Genomic DNA, 17,618 nt, shown 5'->3' with positions numbered 1-17,618 from the left:
TGCCCGAGAGGGCAGTTTTTCATTTTTAGTGAGATGCTTTTCGTCTAGAGGAATGCATTCAGGCATATACTGTGAATATGCAACCTGATGCTTGGAACAACTAACGCTGCGAGAGGGGCAAGTATGGCATGTTTTTCAAGAAGCTACAGCGGATTTTTTCGCTAGGTTTATTATTAACCTTAATGCTTGGGACAAGCTCGATACCTGGTGTGAGCGCTGCGCCCAACCCGATAAGTACAAATGCGAAAGCGTCAGCGCTTATCGATGTGGAATCAGGAAGATTATTGTACAGTAGTAATGGCGATACCTCCATGAGAATAGCGAGCTTGACCAAAATAATGACTGCCATCGTAGCGATTGAGCATGGAAAATTGACCGATATGGTTAAAACGAGTAAGCGTGCCGTTGGGAAGGAAGGGTCATCCATTTATCTCCAGCTTGGTGAGGAGATGAGCTTGTCAAATATGCTTTACGGACTTATGCTTCGTTCTGGCAATGATGCGGCCACAGCTATTGCGGAGCACGTCGGGGGTTCGGAAGAAGGCTTCGTACATCTGATGAACGAGAAGGCAGCCTTTCTAGGCCTGAAGCATACACAATTTAAAAATCCGCACGGACTAGATGAAGATGGCCATTATTCTTCCGCAAATGATTTGGCTAAATTGACAGCCTATGCATTAAAAAACGATGTATTCGCAGAAATTGTGAGCACACGTGTCAAGAAGGTACCTAACCCTCATGAAAAATGGGATTACAGCTATACGAACAAAAATAAGATGCTCGCAATGTATGAAGGGGCAGATGGCGTCAAAACCGGTTATACGAAGAAATCGCTTCGTTGTCTTGTTAGTTCGGCAACGCGCCAAGGTCAGCAGCTTGCTGCTGTAACGATAAACGATGGCGATGATTGGGCAGATCACCGCAAAATGCTTGATTGGGGCTTTGAGCATTATCCGCTGCAGCAATTGGCCAATAAAGGGCAGCCTATTGCAGGCTATCCCTATGCGGCTGGTCAAACCTTCAAATACCCTCTGGAGAAGCAGGAGACCGTACAGTCGAGACTTGTTTTATACAATACCAGTACGACTCGCTATTTATTAGGAGAACGCGGCTTGCTCGAGTGGCACTTGAATGGAAGTAAAATCGGCGCTGTGCCTATATATGATGTTGGAAGCAGCAGGCTGCAGCTGCCGGCTTCCTCACAGAGAGCAATCCAATCTTTAGCGGAGTTTAGGAAAGCTTCACAAATTGAAGGACGAGCAATTCTTCATCAATCGATTTTGAAAGTGCTGGGCGCTTTATTCGGGCATTACCAATAAGACGGTGCGGGAGACGCAGTCTTATTGGAAAGACAAGCTTGAAAGTCGTGGGGGAGGCGGCCTAAATGGTAAATTGGATATGGTTATTTTTTATTGTGGCGAGTGTTATTGTAGCTGCGATTAACGGTAAAATGGATGCAGTGACGCAAGCAGCCTTTGATGGCGCGAAATCAGGCGTCACCGTTAGCTTTGGGCTAATAAGCATCATGGTGTTTTGGTTAGGGATGATGCGGATAGCAGAAGATGCGGGTTTACTTCAGAAATTGGCTCATTTGCTCGGACCGATCGTTAGAAAGCTGTTTCCGGATGTGCCGCGTAATCATCCGGCGATCGGTTATATTATGAGCAATTTGAGCGCGAATTTGTTCGGGCTTGGCAATGCCGCGACACCGATGGGAATTAAGGCGATGCAGGAACTTCAGAAGCTAAATCCGGATTCAACTACTGCAACACCTGCAATGTGCACGCTCCTTGCGCTTAACACATCCAGCATTACCATTATACCGACAACGCTTATAGCGATAAGAATGAATTATGGCTCGGCAAATCCGGCTGAAATTATTGGAACGACTCTAGCGGCTACATTTGTTGCAACCTCAGCTGCCATTTTAGCCGATCGGTGGTACCGGAGGAAATCACCACCGCCGCCAATACACCCGATTGTCTCCACGCAGCCTAAAGTAAAGGTTCATACAGCTTCTGCTGGAGGTGAGCCTGTTGTATAATTTTTTTTCAAGCTTATCTGCTTGGATGATTCCGGCTATTATCGTATTTATCCCGCTTTACGCGGCCCTTCGCCGTAAAGTGCCCGTCTATGAAACTTTTGTTGAGGGTGCCAAGGATGGCTTTGGCACCGCCATCAACATCATTCCTCACTTAGTCGGAATGATGGTAGCCATAAGCATGTTTCGGGCATCCGGCGCGCTGGAATTGATGCTGTCAGCCGTACGCCCTATATTCGATTGGATTGGCATTCCAAGCGAGGTGCTGCCTCTGGGCATATTGCGCCCGCTTACCGGTGCCGGATCGCTAGCCTTTACAACGGATCTCATCCAGACATTTGGACCTGATTCCATGATTGGGAGAATTGCTTCCACGATTCAAGGAAGCACCGATACGACACTTTATGTACTTACAGTTTATTTTGGAGCAATCGGCATTCGCAGGACACGTTATGCATTAAAGGTTGGCCTATTTTCTGATTTGGTCGGTTTTTTTGCAGCCATTTTCATTTGTTTATACATATTCGGTTAGGGAAGCTTGTGATTTGTTCTCCATATCGTTATGATGGAGGTTGAGGTGAAAGAATTGGAACGTTTACAGAAAATATTGGCAGCAGCGGGAATCGCATCCCGTCGCAAATGTGAAGAAATGATTTTAGCAGGCATGGTTGAGGTGAATGGTGAGAAGGTTACGACGCTGGGAGTCAAGGCGGATCCTGCAGTCGATACCATTACCGTCAATGGAAAACCGATCAGGAGCGAGAAGAAGCTCTACCTCATGCTCAATAAATCAAAAGGCGTTATAACAAGCGCAAATGATCCGCAGGGCCGCAAAATAGTAACAGACTTTTTACCGGGAATCAAAGAGCGGGTATATCCAGTCGGCAGGTTGGATTACGATACGGAAGGGCTGCTTATTTTAACGAATGACGGCGAGTTCGCCAATTTGCTAACGCACCCAAGCCACCATGTTCCGAAAACCTATCGTGCGACAGTAAAAGGGGTTCCGCATGGAAGCGCGCTGGAGCAGCTGCAAAAGGGCATAAAGCTGGAGGACGGCATGACCGCGCCTGCAGAGGTGGAGTATCATGATGTGGATACGGAGAACAATGAAGCAACGATTACGATTACGATTTTTGAGGGCCGTAACCGTCAGGTACGTCGTATGTTCGAAGCCATCGGCCACAAAGTCATTCGATTGAAAAGAATTCGTTTCGGTGAAATCGGACTGGAGAATCTGGGTAGAGGGAAGTACCGTCATCTGACGCCGCAAGAAATTAAAGATCTGTTGGCAGTAGCCCAAAGCAAGACACATAAAGTTCATAAAAAGTAATCGACGGCGGCAGTAATTGCCGTCGACTTTTCGTTATAATGGTAATATTCATGGCTGTTTAGACAGAACTTGGTGGTGTTAAATTTGGGAAAATCGCGCAAGATGGTGCAAATCGTAATATTGATTGCGGTTCTAATTATTGGCGGGTATGCAATTGGATCTACCTTGTTTGCTGCAGATAAAGGACCTTTGAAGGAAGGAAGCGAGCCGCCCCAGTTTAAGCTTGCAGATCTGGATGGCAACCTGAAGCAATTATCTGATTATGAAGGCAAAGCGGTCGTCGTCAACTTTTGGGGAACTTTCTGTCCGCCGTGCGTGAAGGAAATGCCTGAGTTTGAACGACAGTATCAGAAGTGGAAGGATGAAGGCTTAGTTATCCTAGCCATTAATTTAAGTGAAGATACATTGACCGTGAACAATTTTGTTCGTCGCTTTGACTTGCATTATCCGATTTTACGGGATGTGAATCGCAAAACCGAACGCAGCTATGGGCTGAAATCTTACCCTACTACTTTTTTCATCAAGCCGGATGGATCCATTATGGAAATTAAAGTAGGCGGTATGACGGAAGCGGAAATTGACGAACGGATTGAACGGCTGCTTCAGCTGTAGGAGGTTTTACTGTGTTATTGGTTGAAAACACAAAATGTGAGTGCGGTCATCAAAACTCGGTCGGCACCGTGCTGTGCGAAAGCTGCGGTAAGCCTCTAGGGTACAATGATGAGTCGGACTTGCCTTTGGAAATGCGATATGACGGGGTTGCACGCCGTTCGCAAAAAAGTAATCCGAACTTTATTGATCGGATATGGAATTTTTTTTCATCGGTTAAAATTGCGATCTATTTGATCGTCATTACGTTTTTGACGGCTATGCTCGGTACGATTTATCCGCAAGAAAATACATTCATCAATAACTTTGATCCATCGGTATATTATGAGGAAACATACGGCCTGCCTGGCAAATTGTATTATTTACTCGGTTTGACGCACACCTACGAATCATGGTGGTTCATCGGCTTGCTTGTCATGATAGGTACGTCGCTCGTTATTTGCAGTTTGGATCGGGTATTGCCATTGTACCGAGCATTAAGCAAGCAGCAAGTTCGCAAGCATTTGCAGTTCATTCATCGTCAAAAAACAGTGTTTAGGCATAAGGTTGAAGGCGATGCAGAGCAATGGGTAGAGAATTACGGTGCACAGTTGAAACGGAAAGGATATCGTATCCACCTGGACGGATCAGCGCTTCTTGCAGAAAAAAACCGGTTTAGCCGCTGGGGTCCTTATATTAATCATATCGGTCTCATCCTGTTTCTTCTGGCGATATTGGCACGCAGCATACCTAGTTGGCAGATGGATAGCTACATTACGATTCCTGATGGCGATACGGTGCAAATTGCCGATACGAATTATTATGTCAAAAATGAAAAGTTTACCGTTGAGTATTACAAGGATGAAGAATTACCCGATAAACTGAAGGGGACATCCCGCGCCAAGCTGTTTGAGACAAAAGCGGTACTCTATGAATGCGTTAGCAATTGTAATGATCAATTGCAAAAGCCGGTGCTCCGGGAAGTGAAGCGGCACAATATTGTCGTGAACGAGCCGCTCAAATACAAAGGAATTAAGCTTTATCAATTTGACTTTGATACGACTCCGCGTTTGAATGCGGTTCATCCTGTACTCGTTGATAAACAAACGGGACAAGTATACGGTCCTTTCGATTTGCCCATGAAGGATTCGGCGCTTCAGCATAAGCTGGGCCCGTATACGCTGGACTTATACGCCAACTATATGGAATTCGATATCGGCGATAACGGTGAACCTACAACGTTGTCGCGTGATCCGATTGCGCCGGCTTTCATTTTCACAGTTAAAGGTCCGGGACTGGATGCTAAGGGCGAGCCTTATATTTACTTCCCGATGCAGAAGGATAAAGTGAAATTTTCGCAGGATACAATTAATGGCGCTTTGGCAAATAAAATTGAAATCAGAGTCGACGGGATGGAAAATGTGGATTTTTCCGAAGCGTCTACTTATTTAAACGTCCGGATGGACAAGGCTTTGCCTTATGTGTGGATCGGAGCGACTTTTTCTATGGTCGGATTGCTGATGGGCTCTTATTGGCAGCACCGCAGAATATGGCTCCGTGTGGATGAAGGCGAGCTTTCACTCGGCGCACATACGAATAAAAATTGGTACGGTATGCGCTCAGATGTGGCTGGTGCGCTTCAAAAAATAGGGATAACCGTAGATCCGAAGTCGCTTGATAACGGAGGGAACAACGCGTGAGTTTAGTTGATTTTAGCAGCGATGCGTTTATCGTCGCATTTTTTCTTTATTGCTTTGCTTTCATGTTTTATGTGATTTCGATTGCGGGTAAAAAGTGGAGCAATCGGGATCCCTTGCAGCATGAGAAGCGCTGGGGAAGGATCGCCTTCATTACGTCCAGCCTTGGACTGGCATCGCATCTGACTTTTTTCTTCACCCGTTGGGCTGGAAGCGGTCAAATTCCGACAAGCAACATGTATGAGTTCATGACATTTCTAGGCATGGCGATCATGATTGCTTTCACGATCGTTTTTGCAATTTACCGCAAAGCGCTCCTAGGCATGTTCGCTTTGCCGTTAACCGTAATTATTGTTGCTTATGCCTCCGTATTTCCGCAGGAAGTGCAGCCGCTTATTCCGGCGCTGCAAAATGTTTGGCTCAAGGTGCATGTTACGACAGCTGCTCTTGGAGAAGCGTTCTTCGCAGTAGGCTTTGCTGCCGGTCTTATGTATTTGCTGCGTGTTGTCGATTATAAAAATAAATCGAAGGAAGCGCGAAGGTCACAGTTCTGGGTAGAGTTTTCGTTATACTCGATTATTTTGATCGTTGGTTTTATCGTTGCGGTTTTCGCGTTCCGCGGAATGGGGTATGAAGCTCAATTCATTCAGGAAAAATCAAATATTGATAGTAACGGAATTGAGACGACTACGTCGGAGACCGTCGACTATACGCTTCCGCCAATTGTTAAGCCTTATAATAGTCAAGTTGTCAAATACGAAACATTCCTCGGAATGAATCAGCCTATTTTTGAAGCTCCTTATTGGATGAACGGCGTTAATTCAGGCAGGAAGCTGAATACGGTCGTTTGGTCCATTATTGCAGGGACGTTACTTTACGGATTGCTTCGACTCGTATTCCGTAAGCCATTGGGTGCGGTCATTCACCCTGTTATGGAAGGAATCGATCCTGAGGATTTGGATGAGATCAGCTACCGATCAATTGCAATCGGTTTTCCAATCTTTACACTCGGTGCGCTCATATTTGCAATGATTTGGGCAAATATTGCATGGGGACGTTTCTGGGGCTGGGATCCGAAAGAGGTTTGGGCGCTAATCACGTGGTTATATTACAGTGCCTATTTGCACTTCCGCTTATCTCGCGGATGGCAAGGACTTCGCTCTTCATGGCTTGCCGTAATCGGTTTTGTAATCGTATTGTTTACGTTAATCGGGGTTAATTTAGTTATCGCTGGTTTACATTCATATTCTGGAGTATAGACTCTGAATTGAGAGGAGTAATGCCGAATGTCTGATTATTCAAGCCGTATTTTGGTTGTCGATGACGAAGAAAGAATCCGCCGCTTGCTCAAAATGTATTTGGAGAAGGAAGGGTACACGATCGATGAGGCTGAGGACGGAGAAACCGCTCTTAGGCTGGCATCCGGCACCGATTATGCGCTTATCCTGCTTGATGTCATGCTTCCAGGAATAGACGGGGTAGAGGTGTGCTCCCGTCTCCGGCAAGTAAAGGCTACTCCAGTTATTATGCTCACCGCAAAAGGCGAGGAGATGAACCGCGTGCAAGGGTTTGAGGTCGGAGCCGATGATTACGTCGTGAAGCCGTTCAGCCCGCGTGAAGTCATTTATCGTGTTAAGGCGATATTACGCCGCTCATCAGCGACAGCGTTCCTAACAAAAGAAATCAATTCGAGCAATAACATCGTATTCCCGCATCTCGTAATCGAGCACGATGCGCATCGCGTGTCTGCAGGCGGGCAAGAGGTAAGCTTAACTCCGAAGGAGTATGAGCTGCTGCATTATTTAGCCGTTTCGCCGGATAAGGTTTTCTCCCGTGAAGAGCTGCTCAAGGATGTCTGGAACTATGAGTTTTTCGGCGATCTGCGGACGGTGGATACCCATGTGAAGCGGTTAAGGGAAAAGCTGAATAAAGTATCGCCTGATGCCGCTGCAATGATTACGACGGTATGGGGCGTCGGCTACAAGCTTGAGGTGCCAAAGTAATGAACTTGTGGCAGCGTTTGGCCGGCAGGCTGCTGCGAAGCGTGGTCGGTAAGCTATGGGGAACGATTATTCTGCTCGTTGCGGTTGTATTGCTTATAGTCGGTGTGTTTTTATTACAATATGTGGATATTCTATCATTCGAGGATGCGCATAAAGTAAAGATTCTGTTCGTTCTTACCGCGGTTATCGGATTTTTATTGTCGACGTTTTTTGCTTTTTTCTTATCAAAGAAGATTCAACAGCCGCTGCTTCAGCTTAAAGATGCTGCTGATTCGATATCGCAGGGTAATTACAGCACTCGCGTGAATACCCGTTCGACGGATGAGATTGGTGAATTAGCCAATACGTTTAATCATATGACAGAGCAGCTGGATAAGCTTATTCACGATTTGAATCACGAGAAAAATCATTTAGCGAGCATTTTACGCAGTATGGGCGATTCCGTTATGACGTTTAACGCAGACGGTAAAGTGATTCTTACCAATCCGAGTGGTTATCTTCTCATTAATAAATGGTCTGGCATAGATCTTGACTGGCGGGAGGAACTGTTTGAGAGCGGAGCTGCCCATTCAGAAGTTCCTATGCCATTGCGTGAGTTATTTCAGTGCGTAATGGAAGAGGGTCGCGATGCTACGGACAAGATTCATGTGCTAAGCAGCGTCTGGTCGGTCGTCATGGCGCCGCTTCAGTCCAATGGTGTTATTCGCGGCGCGGTTGCCGTTATCCGTAACGTAACGGAGGAGCATAAGCTCGAGAAGCTGCGGAGGGATTTCGTTGCAAACATATCCCATGAGATCAGAACTCCGCTTTCCATGCTGCAAGGTTACAGCGAAGCGTTACTTGACGATATCGTCGTCTCGCCAGAGGATCGTAAAGAACTTGTTCAAGTTATTTACGATGAATCACTGCGAATGGGCAGGTTGGTGAATGATTTCCTCGATATAGCCCGAATGGAAGCCGGCCATGTTGACATGAATTTTCAAGAGGTTGATCTTAGGCATGTCGTGAAGCGGGTTCATCGAAAGTTCCAGGTATATGCAAAAGAAAGAGAAGTAAAGCTGCTTGCCGAGCTTCCAAGTCAGCCGCTTCTTGTGAAGGAAGCCGATGAGGATCGGCTCGAGCAGGTGTTCACCAATTTGCTGGATAATGCATTGCGGCATACCCATTCGGGAAAGTCAATAACGATAGCCGGCAAGCATGCAAATGTCAATGGCAGTGAGTATGTACAGTTTAGCGTAGCAGATGAAGGGCAGGGGATCCCGTCCGAGGACGTGCCTTTTATATTTGAACGGTTTTATAAGGCGGATAAAGCGCGAAAACGCGGCTCTTCCAGCGGGACAGGGCTTGGACTCGCAATCGTCAAAAATTTGATTGATCTTCATCATGGACGGATCGTCGTGGAAAGCGCAGCTGGTGTTGGCACAACATTTACATTGCTTTTACCTGTCGAAGCCCATCAATAGTTGTCAAAGCGTTCCTGATGGAACGCTTTTTTTGTAGAATACAGCAGATAATTCTTGTTGTTCGTGAAACAAAATGAGCCAACCGGAAATCCGGTTGGCTCATTTTTGAATAAAAAATTGATTTAGAAAAGTTTAATCTCTTTTGCCGTGTTCAGCTCAGGCATGTTGGTAAGCTGTACAAGCACGTCCTTAGGCGTTCCTTTATCCACTCTAAGCACCATGATTGCCGAACCGCCGACAAGCTGACGGCCTACTTGCATGGTTGCGATGTTGACATCGTTGTTGCCAAGCAGCGTTCCGACACGTCCGATAATACCAGGCTTGTCGTTGTGCGAAATAAGAATGAGATTGCCTTCAGGCGTTACATCAACAGGGTACTTGTCGATTTGTACGATACGGGGGCCATAGCCTGTCAACAATGTACCGGCAACGATACGCTCTTCCTTCTTCGTACGAAGCGAAACGGTCACAAGATTCGTGAAGTCTTTCGAAGCATGCGATTTTTGAATGACGATGTTAACGTCGCGCACTTTTGCAAGATGCAGCGAGTTAACGACGTTAACCTGCTCTGCGCCAAGATGGTGCGCAAGGATACCGCGTACGATGTAACGCGTTAATGGCTGTGTATCAACCTCTGCAAGCTCACCGGAATAGCCGACTACAATTTCAGTCACTGCGCCTTCAGTCGACTGTGCGATGAAGCTGCCAAGTTTCTCGCCAAGCGCGAAGTATGGCTGAAGCTTGCTTTGAAGGTTAGCCGGAATAGGCGGCATATTAACCGCGTTCATGAACGGCTCATTGCGAAGAATATGAAGCACTTGCTCCGATACGTCGATTGCTACGTTTTCTTGCGCTTCTACAGTAGATGCGCCTAGATGCGGAGTTACGATAATTTTCGGGTGAGTCAAGAAAGGGTGATCGTCAGCAGGAGGCTCGACTTCAAAAACGTCGAATGCCGCGCCGGCTACAATACCATTGTCCACTGCATCGACCAAAGCGATTTCGTCGATGATACCGCCGCGTGCACAGTTTACGATACGCATGCCAGGCTTCATTACTTCAAATTGAGCTTTGCCAATCATGTGACGGGTTTCAGGTGTAAGAGGAGTATGGACGGTCATGAAATCTGCGTTGCGGACAATATCATCTACGCTCGCTAGCTTCACGCCGAGTTTCTCAGCTCTTTCTTCTGTCATAAACGGATCGTAACCCATAATTTCCATACCGAAAGCTTTAGCGCGTTTAGCAACCTCGCTGCCGATACGGCCCATACCAAGTACGCCAAGCGTCTTGTTGCGAAGCTCAACGCCCAGGAACGATTTGCGGTCCCAAGTGCCGTTTACAGTTTTCATGTACGCTTGCGGGATATGGCGGGCAACAGCCATCATCATAGCAAAAGTATGCTCGGCAGTCGTAATCGTGTTGCCGTCTGGTGCGTTGATGACGATGATACCGCGTTGTGTGGCTGCATCCAAATCGATGTTGTCGACGCCAACGCCAGCACGTCCAATTACTTTGAGCTGTTTACCGGCTTCCATAATTTTTGCAGTTACACGCGTTTGGCTGCGTACGAGCAGTGCATCGTATTCGCCGATAATGTCTACCAATTCGTCTTCGCTTAATCCCGGTTTTTTGTCAACCGCGACATCAGCCGCATCAACAAGCTGCTGAATGCCCAAATCACTGATTGGATCGGAAACTAACACTTTAAACATGTGAAGTATGCCTCCTAGAATGGGGCGAAGCATATCTGCTTCGCTGAATATGAACAGAAAAACCCTCAGGCCCGGCACCGTTGTGCAGCAGCGGGACGAGAGTTTGATCTTCGATCGTAAAAGTTCTTCTATTTAATCAAATTCGGACTTTTCTATTTTATAGCAAGCAAGAGGACAAATGCAATGCTCAAACTTGCTGAAATGTGAAATTTTCGTTATGATTCAAGCATCATTAGCAACAAAATGCGACATCGGAGGTCTTTATTCATGAAAAAATGGCAAGATGTGACTCCTCAAAAATTGCTTGAATTGTTGGAGAGCGGTGAAGCTGAGTCGAAACAAATTATAGATGTCAGGGAGCCATTCGAATGGGATTACTATCATCTGGAGGGTTCAGCCTTAATTCCGATGAATGCAGTTCCGTCCAGAATGAGTGAGCTGGATGATACAGGTCCGATTTATATTGTTTGTGCGCACGGTGTTCGCAGCGTGGCTGTTTGCAACTACTTAGAAGAACAAGGCTACAGCAACCTCCGCAACGTTTCCGGCGGGATGGCAGCTATAGCCTCGTTAAAAGGGTTTCAATATGATTAAGGATGCAGCTTTTTGGCGTGGCTCTGCTAATTCGTTTCAGGATAGAAGAACGGCAGTTGAGGAAGAAGGACCTGCTGGAATAGTCTGGATTTGCTTTCCGTAAAGTCTCCGGAACGAACTGCTTCCGTATTGATGAGCAGATCAACAACTGCTGATAACGTGTGAATTTTCATTTTCTTAGCTTGACCTGACTGGGCAAAATCGTCTACGCGACTCGTCAAATCTTGTGGATAGTAAGAGGTTAGCTTTTTGCGAGTCAACAATTGGTCGGCCATCACTTTATTTTTAATCGTGATCGGAAGCTTTTGCCATTGTGTAAGCTCTAATATAGATGGCGCTTTATATTCGGATGGAATATCCGGATCCACGGTAGCTGACCATTTCAGCATAGCTGAGTAATAGGATTGCTGTGCGGTCAAGGCAAACTGGGCTGCAGATAAATAGGTTTTCTCTTGTTCAACATGCTTTATCAATTCATTAGACGTTAAAGTTTTTGCACTTGCGGCAGCCATGCCGGACGCGTCTTTAAACAGCTTGAGGCTTCGTATGTAGTTGACCTGGGCTTGTCCGAGTAAAGGTGATTTCTGCATATCAACCGAGCTTGCTTCCTTTGCTTTGGTATCAGCCAGACTGGATAGATCTTTAAACATCGACGCTGCTTCTATTGTTTTTCCTTGGGATAATTTGTTCATAGCTGCGAACCATTCGTTTTGAAATTCACGATAAGGTAAAAATACAGTATGATAGAAAGAGACTAAGTCCTGCTGTTGATAGGGGCTTACAGAAGCGGCTGCCGTATTGGCGTCTTCGTTTTCCGATATGTATTTTGCTTCAGTTTTGGCAGAGCCAATTTGGATGCCGTAGAAAAAGGCGCCCACCATGCATACGAGCATGAATACAAATCCAACACTAAATAACATTGCGGTTGTCGTTAATCGTTTTTCCATCTCTATCTCCTTCTATGCAAATAAAATATGTTGTCGATTTGTTCTACCAGTATAGGTGAAAAGGTCGAAAAAGAAAATACGAACGTTCAAGGGCAGGCGGGAAGCTATGAAGAAGTTTGATATACGAAAAATACGCGTTCGCAAGGTGTCTGTAGACGACCTTGATGACCGCATGCTCCTTATCAATTTATACGCAACACAAGCGCTTACTTTTATTATCGGATTAATATGGGTTTTATTTCAGCATCAAAATCTTATTCAATTATTTACACCTCCCAGGGAGCTTGCTTTTCTGTTATGGGGCATCGGGTTTGCTGGTGCGGTTATTGCTGTCGATTTGCTTATTTCCCGCTTCGTGCCGGAGGAAGCGGCTGATGACGGGGGGGTAAATGACCGTATTTTTCGAGGTCGTCCGATTTGGCATATTGCGGTTATTTCGTTTGTAGTTGCAGTATGCGAGGAGCTTCTCTTTCGCGGGGCGGTGCAGCATGCGATCGGTCCCTATTGGACAAGTATCGTTTTTGCGACGATTCACGTTCGTTATTTGCGGCATTGGATTCCTACTGGCCTGGTCTTCTCCATAAGTTATGGATTAGGCTGGATTTATATGGAATCAGGCTCGATATGGGCGCCGATTATCGCACATTTTTTAATTGATTTTATAATGGGCTTAATTATTCGCTTCAGGAGGGAGTCATGAGCAGGAAAGAAAGGTTTGGAAATTCGAGAGCAGCAAGACAGCGTGAAAAGACGGTAGAGCCGTCCAGCATCGGAACGAGTTCCAATGATTTCGAAGCGCTACCGCCAAGACGCAAGAAATTCCCTTCAAGCGTACATAAAGTGACGAAGTGGTATTATAATTTGTTATTCTTTTTGTTTGTATGCTTAGTTGGAGGCTTGTTCTGGTACGGAATGAAATTTAGCGATTAACGTCGATGGCAGCAGGATCAATAAAGCTGTAGCCTTTGTCCTCTAGTTTTGTCAATAGTTCGTCAAGCGATTCAGCAGTCCATTTCAGCTCATGCATCAATATGTTAGCACCGGGATGAAGCTGCTCCATAACATTGCGAATCACTTCATCAGGCTTATCTTTAGTTGATTGATCCCAATCCAGAGAACCGTTCGACCACGTCATATATAACATGCCGTGGTTTTTTGCTATTTCCTTTACCGCTTCGCCGCCAGAACCGAATGGAGGCCGGAAAAATAACGGCTTTTGGCCGGTTAAGGTTTCAATTTCTGTTTGCAAGCTTCCGATTTGCTGTTCAACAACAGCTTTTGTTTCTTTTTTTAGATTGATGTGATCCCAGGAATGATTGCCGATCGTTTGACCCCGCTCATGGATTAGTGTCAACAGCTTAGGGTTTTGCTTCACCCGATATCCGTTAACGAAAAAAATAGCTTTTGCGCTATGCTTATCGAGGGTATCAAGCATGCTTGTTAGGATGGCTTCATCCTTCGGACCATCGTCGAAAGTGAGTAATACCACTTTGTTAGTTGTACTTTCAAGAATAGGAACGAACCGGTAGGCATCATTCATACGATATAAGGCGGCAGGACTTGCTGTTTCTTCAGCAACAGGCTCTGCTGATGGTGAAGGCTGCACAGTTCTCCCGCTCGATTGAGCGGATGTCTCCAACGGTGCAGGGCTCGCTGCAGGTGATTGTGTAGCTGCAGCTTCATTTGAAGCGGCCATGTCTGCTTCATTTGGCTGAGCACTGCAGGCAGCAATTTGTGCACCGAGAAGAAGGACGGCTAATAATTCTGCTGCTCGTTTCATATTTGGAACCTCCGTACCGTAGTTGTAGACCATGCTGAACCGACCTCATTGTATCATATTTACTAAGTGACGACTCTAGAATGATTTCCTTATTTTATATGGAATGACGGCCTTTAAAGGCGGTCAAACTATCCATTGAATAACGAATAAGAAAGAGGTGTCGACGATAATGAAATTAAGCGGTTTTTTGGTTGGAGGATTAATCGGTGCGGCAGCTACTGTATATGTTTCACGAAAACGGCCGGGTGCAATTGCTTGGGCGGCAAGCGCGTTATCCGATATTTCCTCGAATGTTGTTGGCAAATCAGTATCCATGATGATGAATAAAAATTGGAAGCAGGAGGCGGCGGACATGACCCCAAAGCATATAGACGGTTCCGCCGTAAAGTCCGAAGCCGCTTGGGGACAAATTGAGGCAATCGTTAATAGTGACCCTGACTTGAAGCGGGAAGCAGAGAAAATAAAGGCGGAATCGTCAGCATTAGCCCATTAAGGCGAATAGAAATAAAGCAGAATCGTAGGAGCGCTGCGCAATATTGCGAAGCGTTCAAACGATTCTTTTTTTCGCCCAATATTAGTGCATTCAACGGACAGACATGATAAAGTAGTTACATAGCACGATTTGATCAAAATGATCACATCTTACTAAAAATTTCATACGTTATTACAACAGATGCTGCAGAGGAGGATCCTATCATGAAAATCGAACGACTGAGTCAGGACAAGATACGGATTTTCCTGACGTTCGACGACCTGCTGGAACGGGGGATCCAGAAGGAAGACATGTGGCGCGAGATTCCAAAAGTACACGAACTATTCAGTGAAATGATGGATCAAGCATATAGTGAACTTGGATTCGATGCCAGCGGCCCATTAGCGGTCGAAGTGTTTGCCCTCCCCGCGCAAGGTATGGTGGTGATTGTCACCCGTGGCAAAATGAACAGTCATGAAGTCGAACGGTCATCCGAAGACGACGATGCGGATGACGAAATATACGAGATGGAAGTGACTCTTGAACAAAGCGATGTAGTGATGTATTCCTTCCGGGATTTTGAAGACGTTATATCGGTTTGTAAGCAGTTGCAATCCTCTGCATTAACAGAAGACGGAAGATTGTACTCCTATAATGGAAAGTACATTTTAGCGCTGGAGCCAGCCTTGATCGATTCATCGAGACATAACGCTGTCATTGCGCTGCTTGCCGAATATGGAGAAGCAACCTCGGTTACTTATGCCATGCTGGAAGAGTACGGTAAAGTTATTATGCCCGAAGCGGCAGTCCGGGAAATATGCAATCATTTTAAATTTTAATAAGCGTCCACCGTTTACGCTTAGCGAAACAAATAAAGAGCATCTGCAGGCAAGCTTTGGCTGCATGATGCTCTTCTTGCATATAAACAGGGTTTGTCCATTCGAATACAGTGAAGGAAAGGCGCTCATATTAGAGATAGACAAAGGCGGTGAATGATATGAGTATTAAAGAAACGGATGATGTTCTGCATTCTACTCAAATCGTAATTGAACAGGCGCTGCAAAGGCTTGGTTACAATCAAGATATGATTGACCTGCTGAAGGAGCCTATAAGGCTTCTCACTGTGCGGATTCCCGTGCGAATGGATGACGGAACAACAAAGGTATTTACCGGCTATCGATCTCAGCATAACGATGCGGTCGGGCCGACAAAGGGTGGAGTGCGTTTTCATCCGGGAGTTTCGGAAAATGAGGTGAAGGCTCTTTCGATTTGGATGAGCTTAAAATGTGGAATTGCTGATCTTCCCTATGGAGGCGGTAAGGGCGGGGTTGTATGCGATCCGCGTACGATGTCGTTCCGCGAGCTGGAGAGGCTGAGCCGCGGCTATGTTCGTGCGGTTAGTCAAATTGTCGGTCCGACCAAAGATATACCGGCTCCGGATGTCATGACTAACTCGCAAATCATGGCTTGGATGATGGATGAATACAGCCGGATTCGCGAGTTCGATTCTCCTGGCTTTATAACGGGCAAGCCGCTTGTTCTCGGAGGCTCCAAAGGAAGGGAGACGGCAACCGCGCGCGGTGTTGTTATTATGATATACGAGGCGTTAAGGTTAAGAGGGATTGAGCTTAAAAACGCGCGAATCGTTATTCAAGGATTTGGTAATGCAGGCAGCTATCTTGCCAAATTTATGCATGAGGCCGGTGCGCGCGTTATCGGTATTTCCGATGTGAACGGAGCATTGTATAATGAAGAAGGACTCGATATTGATTATTTGCTTGACCGTAGGGATTCCTTCGGCAATGTGACGAATTTGTTTTCCCAGACGATAACAAATGCCCAGCTGCTGGAGCTTGATTGCGATGTTCTTGTTCCTGCTGCTATCGAGAATCAGATTACGGAAGAAAATGCACCGCGTATTCGAGCGGCCATTGTAGTCGAGGCCGCCAATGGCCCAACTACTTTGGAAGCAACGAAGCTATTGACGGACAGAGGCATTTTGCTCATTCCGGATGTGCTGGCCAGCGCAGGGGGAGTTATTGTATCCTACTTCGAATGGGTGCAGAACAACCAGGGCTATTACTGGGATGAACAGGAAATAGATGATAAGCTGAAGAATATGATGATACGCGGCTTCGAGCACGTGTACGAAATACACCGCACCCGTAAAGTCGATATGAGGCTTGCCGCCTATATGGCAGGCGTTCGCAAAATGGCCGAGGCTGTTCGTTTTCGCGGCTGGGTGTAAGAAAGCAGGGACGAAATGCTGTTGTTTTCCGTATTGACTGCGGCCGTCGCGCCAGGCGTTTCGCTGCTCACCTACTTATATTTAAGGGACCGGTATGATGCAGAACCCATACACATGGTAGTTAGAATGTTTGTGCTTGGCATACTTGTTGTTGTGCCGATAATGGTTATTCAACGCGGTCTTCAGCTTTGGCTGGGCGACCATTCCATCATGTTCGCTTTTGTAGAATCTGCAGGCGTCGAAGAGTTTGTGAAGTGGTTTGTACTGTATCACGTGATCTATAATCACATGGAATTTGACGAGCCGTATGACGGTATTTTATATGCGGCTTCGATATCGCTCGGCTTTGCTACGCTCGAGAACGTGTTGTACGCCATTTATTCGCCGGCGACATTCGGTACTCTTCTCATGCGCGCTTTGCTGCCGGTATCCGGTCATGCCTTGTTTGGCATCATGATGGGCTACTACTTAGGTAAAGCTAAGTTCGCGCCCAAGACGAAATGCCGTTATTTTCTTGGTGTGTCGTTAGCTCTGCCCATGCTCTTGCATGGTACTTACGATTGGATCATGATCACGGTTCGGACGAATTGGATTTGGTTCATTTTGCCGTTCATGATTGCATTATGGGTATGGGGACTACGCAAAATGAACCGGGCAAATTCGAGGTCGCCTTTTCGATTCCTCCCTCGCGAGGATGAGATTAAACTGTAGCTCTTCCGTCCATACTGTCATGTATA

Annotated in this window: 19 protein-coding genes; 16 read left to right on the top strand and 3 right to left on the bottom strand. The window is 46.2% G+C overall.

What is annotated here, in order from left to right; genetic code table 11:
• Positions 1-128 precede the first annotated feature (128 nt).
• From DFP97_RS03855 to DFP97_RS03815, 9 genes are all read left to right on the top strand, one after another.
• Entirely contained in the window at positions 129-1,319 is a 1,191-nt protein-coding gene (locus tag DFP97_RS03855; protein ID WP_114378648.1) for a D-alanyl-D-alanine carboxypeptidase family protein, read from the top strand.
• Positions 1,320-1,384: 65 nt separating this feature from the next.
• Positions 1,385-2,044, top strand: coding sequence for a nucleoside recognition domain-containing protein (locus DFP97_RS03850; protein ID WP_114378647.1), 660 nt, complete (start codon positions 1,385-1,387; stop codon positions 2,042-2,044).
• Between the two features lie 25 nt (positions 2,045-2,069).
• The gene (locus DFP97_RS03845) at positions 2,070-2,573 is read left to right on the top strand and encodes a spore maturation protein (RefSeq protein ID WP_181873359.1); all 504 of its coding nucleotides are present in this window, start codon (positions 2,070-2,072) and stop codon (positions 2,571-2,573) included.
• A gap of 54 nt (positions 2,574-2,627) precedes the next feature.
• Complete coding sequence (locus DFP97_RS03840; protein ID WP_114378855.1) at positions 2,628-3,374, top strand: pseudouridine synthase; 747 nt, start codon at positions 2,628-2,630, stop codon at positions 3,372-3,374.
• Between the two features lie 84 nt (positions 3,375-3,458).
• A complete protein-coding gene (gene resA / locus DFP97_RS03835; protein WP_114378645.1) occupies positions 3,459-3,986 on the top strand; it encodes a thiol-disulfide oxidoreductase ResA in 528 nt (175 codons plus the stop codon).
• 17 nt (positions 3,987-4,003) lie between these two features.
• Positions 4,004-5,662: a cytochrome c biogenesis protein ResB gene (resB, locus tag DFP97_RS03830; protein WP_114378854.1), complete on the top strand. Its 1,659-nt coding sequence runs from the start codon at positions 4,004-4,006 to the stop codon at positions 5,660-5,662.
• A complete protein-coding gene (gene ccsA / locus DFP97_RS03825) occupies positions 5,659-6,918 on the top strand; it encodes a cytochrome c biogenesis protein CcsA (RefSeq protein ID WP_114378644.1) in 1,260 nt (419 codons plus the stop codon). The genes resB and ccsA overlap by 4 nt, the downstream gene beginning before the upstream one ends.
• Before the next feature lie 27 nt (positions 6,919-6,945).
• Positions 6,946-7,662, top strand: a complete 717-nt coding sequence (locus DFP97_RS03820) for a response regulator transcription factor (protein ID WP_114378643.1) — start codon at positions 6,946-6,948, stop codon at positions 7,660-7,662.
• Positions 7,662-9,125: a HAMP domain-containing sensor histidine kinase gene (locus DFP97_RS03815; RefSeq protein ID WP_114378642.1), complete on the top strand. Its 1,464-nt coding sequence runs from the start codon at positions 7,662-7,664 to the stop codon at positions 9,123-9,125. Before DFP97_RS03820 ends, DFP97_RS03815 begins: the two co-directional genes overlap by 1 nt.
• A gap of 122 nt (positions 9,126-9,247) precedes the next feature.
• Here the strand turns inward: DFP97_RS03815 and serA are convergent, their stop codons facing one another.
• Positions 9,248-10,840, bottom strand: a complete 1,593-nt coding sequence (gene serA / locus DFP97_RS03810) for a phosphoglycerate dehydrogenase (RefSeq protein WP_114378641.1) — start codon at positions 10,838-10,840, stop codon at positions 9,248-9,250.
• Between the two features lie 267 nt (positions 10,841-11,107).
• Between serA and DFP97_RS03805 the strand changes: the two genes are divergently transcribed.
• Positions 11,108-11,434 (top strand): rhodanese-like domain-containing protein, encoded by a 327-nt coding sequence (locus tag DFP97_RS03805; protein WP_114378640.1) that lies wholly within the window; start codon positions 11,108-11,110, stop codon positions 11,432-11,434.
• A gap of 26 nt (positions 11,435-11,460) precedes the next feature.
• On the opposite strand, the gene DFP97_RS03800 is transcribed toward DFP97_RS03805, so the two are convergent.
• Positions 11,461-12,381, bottom strand: a complete 921-nt coding sequence (locus tag DFP97_RS03800; RefSeq protein WP_114378639.1) for a hypothetical protein — start codon at positions 12,379-12,381, stop codon at positions 11,461-11,463.
• A 106-nt stretch (positions 12,382-12,487) separates the two neighbouring features.
• On the opposite strand from DFP97_RS03800, the gene DFP97_RS03795 reads away from it, so the two are divergent.
• Together DFP97_RS03795 and DFP97_RS03790 are read left to right on the top strand one after the other, a co-directional pair.
• Positions 12,488-13,081 (top strand): CPBP family intramembrane glutamic endopeptidase, encoded by a 594-nt coding sequence (locus DFP97_RS03795; RefSeq protein ID WP_114378638.1) that lies wholly within the window; start codon positions 12,488-12,490, stop codon positions 13,079-13,081.
• Positions 13,078-13,311, top strand: a complete 234-nt coding sequence (locus tag DFP97_RS03790) for a hypothetical protein (RefSeq protein WP_114378637.1) — start codon at positions 13,078-13,080, stop codon at positions 13,309-13,311. The genes DFP97_RS03795 and DFP97_RS03790 overlap by 4 nt, the downstream gene beginning before the upstream one ends.
• Here DFP97_RS03790 and DFP97_RS03785 read toward each other — a convergent pair.
• On the bottom strand, positions 13,301-14,161 hold the full coding sequence (locus DFP97_RS03785) for a polysaccharide deacetylase family protein (RefSeq protein ID WP_114378636.1): 861 nt from the start codon (positions 14,159-14,161) through the stop codon (positions 13,301-13,303). The two genes, DFP97_RS03790 and DFP97_RS03785, sit on opposite strands and share 11 nt — an antisense overlap.
• Before the next feature lie 169 nt (positions 14,162-14,330).
• Between DFP97_RS03785 and DFP97_RS03780 the strand changes: the two genes are divergently transcribed.
• The 4 genes from DFP97_RS03780 to prsW all read left to right on the top strand — a co-directional run bounded on the left by DFP97_RS03780 (position 14,331) and on the right by prsW (position 17,592).
• A complete protein-coding gene (locus DFP97_RS03780) occupies positions 14,331-14,654 on the top strand; it encodes a hypothetical protein (protein WP_114378635.1) in 324 nt (107 codons plus the stop codon).
• A 203-nt stretch (positions 14,655-14,857) separates the two neighbouring features.
• A complete protein-coding gene (locus DFP97_RS03775) occupies positions 14,858-15,472 on the top strand; it encodes a genetic competence negative regulator (RefSeq protein ID WP_114378634.1) in 615 nt (204 codons plus the stop codon).
• Between the two features lie 158 nt (positions 15,473-15,630).
• A complete protein-coding gene (locus DFP97_RS03770; protein WP_114378633.1) occupies positions 15,631-16,881 on the top strand; it encodes a Glu/Leu/Phe/Val family dehydrogenase in 1,251 nt (416 codons plus the stop codon).
• Between the two features lie 15 nt (positions 16,882-16,896).
• On the top strand, positions 16,897-17,592 hold the full coding sequence (gene prsW / locus DFP97_RS03765; RefSeq protein WP_114378632.1) for a glutamic-type intramembrane protease PrsW: 696 nt from the start codon (positions 16,897-16,899) through the stop codon (positions 17,590-17,592).
• The last annotated feature ends 26 nt before the right edge of the window (positions 17,593-17,618 follow it).

This window comes from Paenibacillus prosopidis (assembly GCF_003337375.1).
Taxonomy (GTDB): Bacteria; Bacillota; Bacilli; order Paenibacillales; family Paenibacillaceae; genus Pristimantibacillus; species Pristimantibacillus prosopidis.
This window is presented reverse-complemented; position numbering and strand designations above follow the sequence as displayed.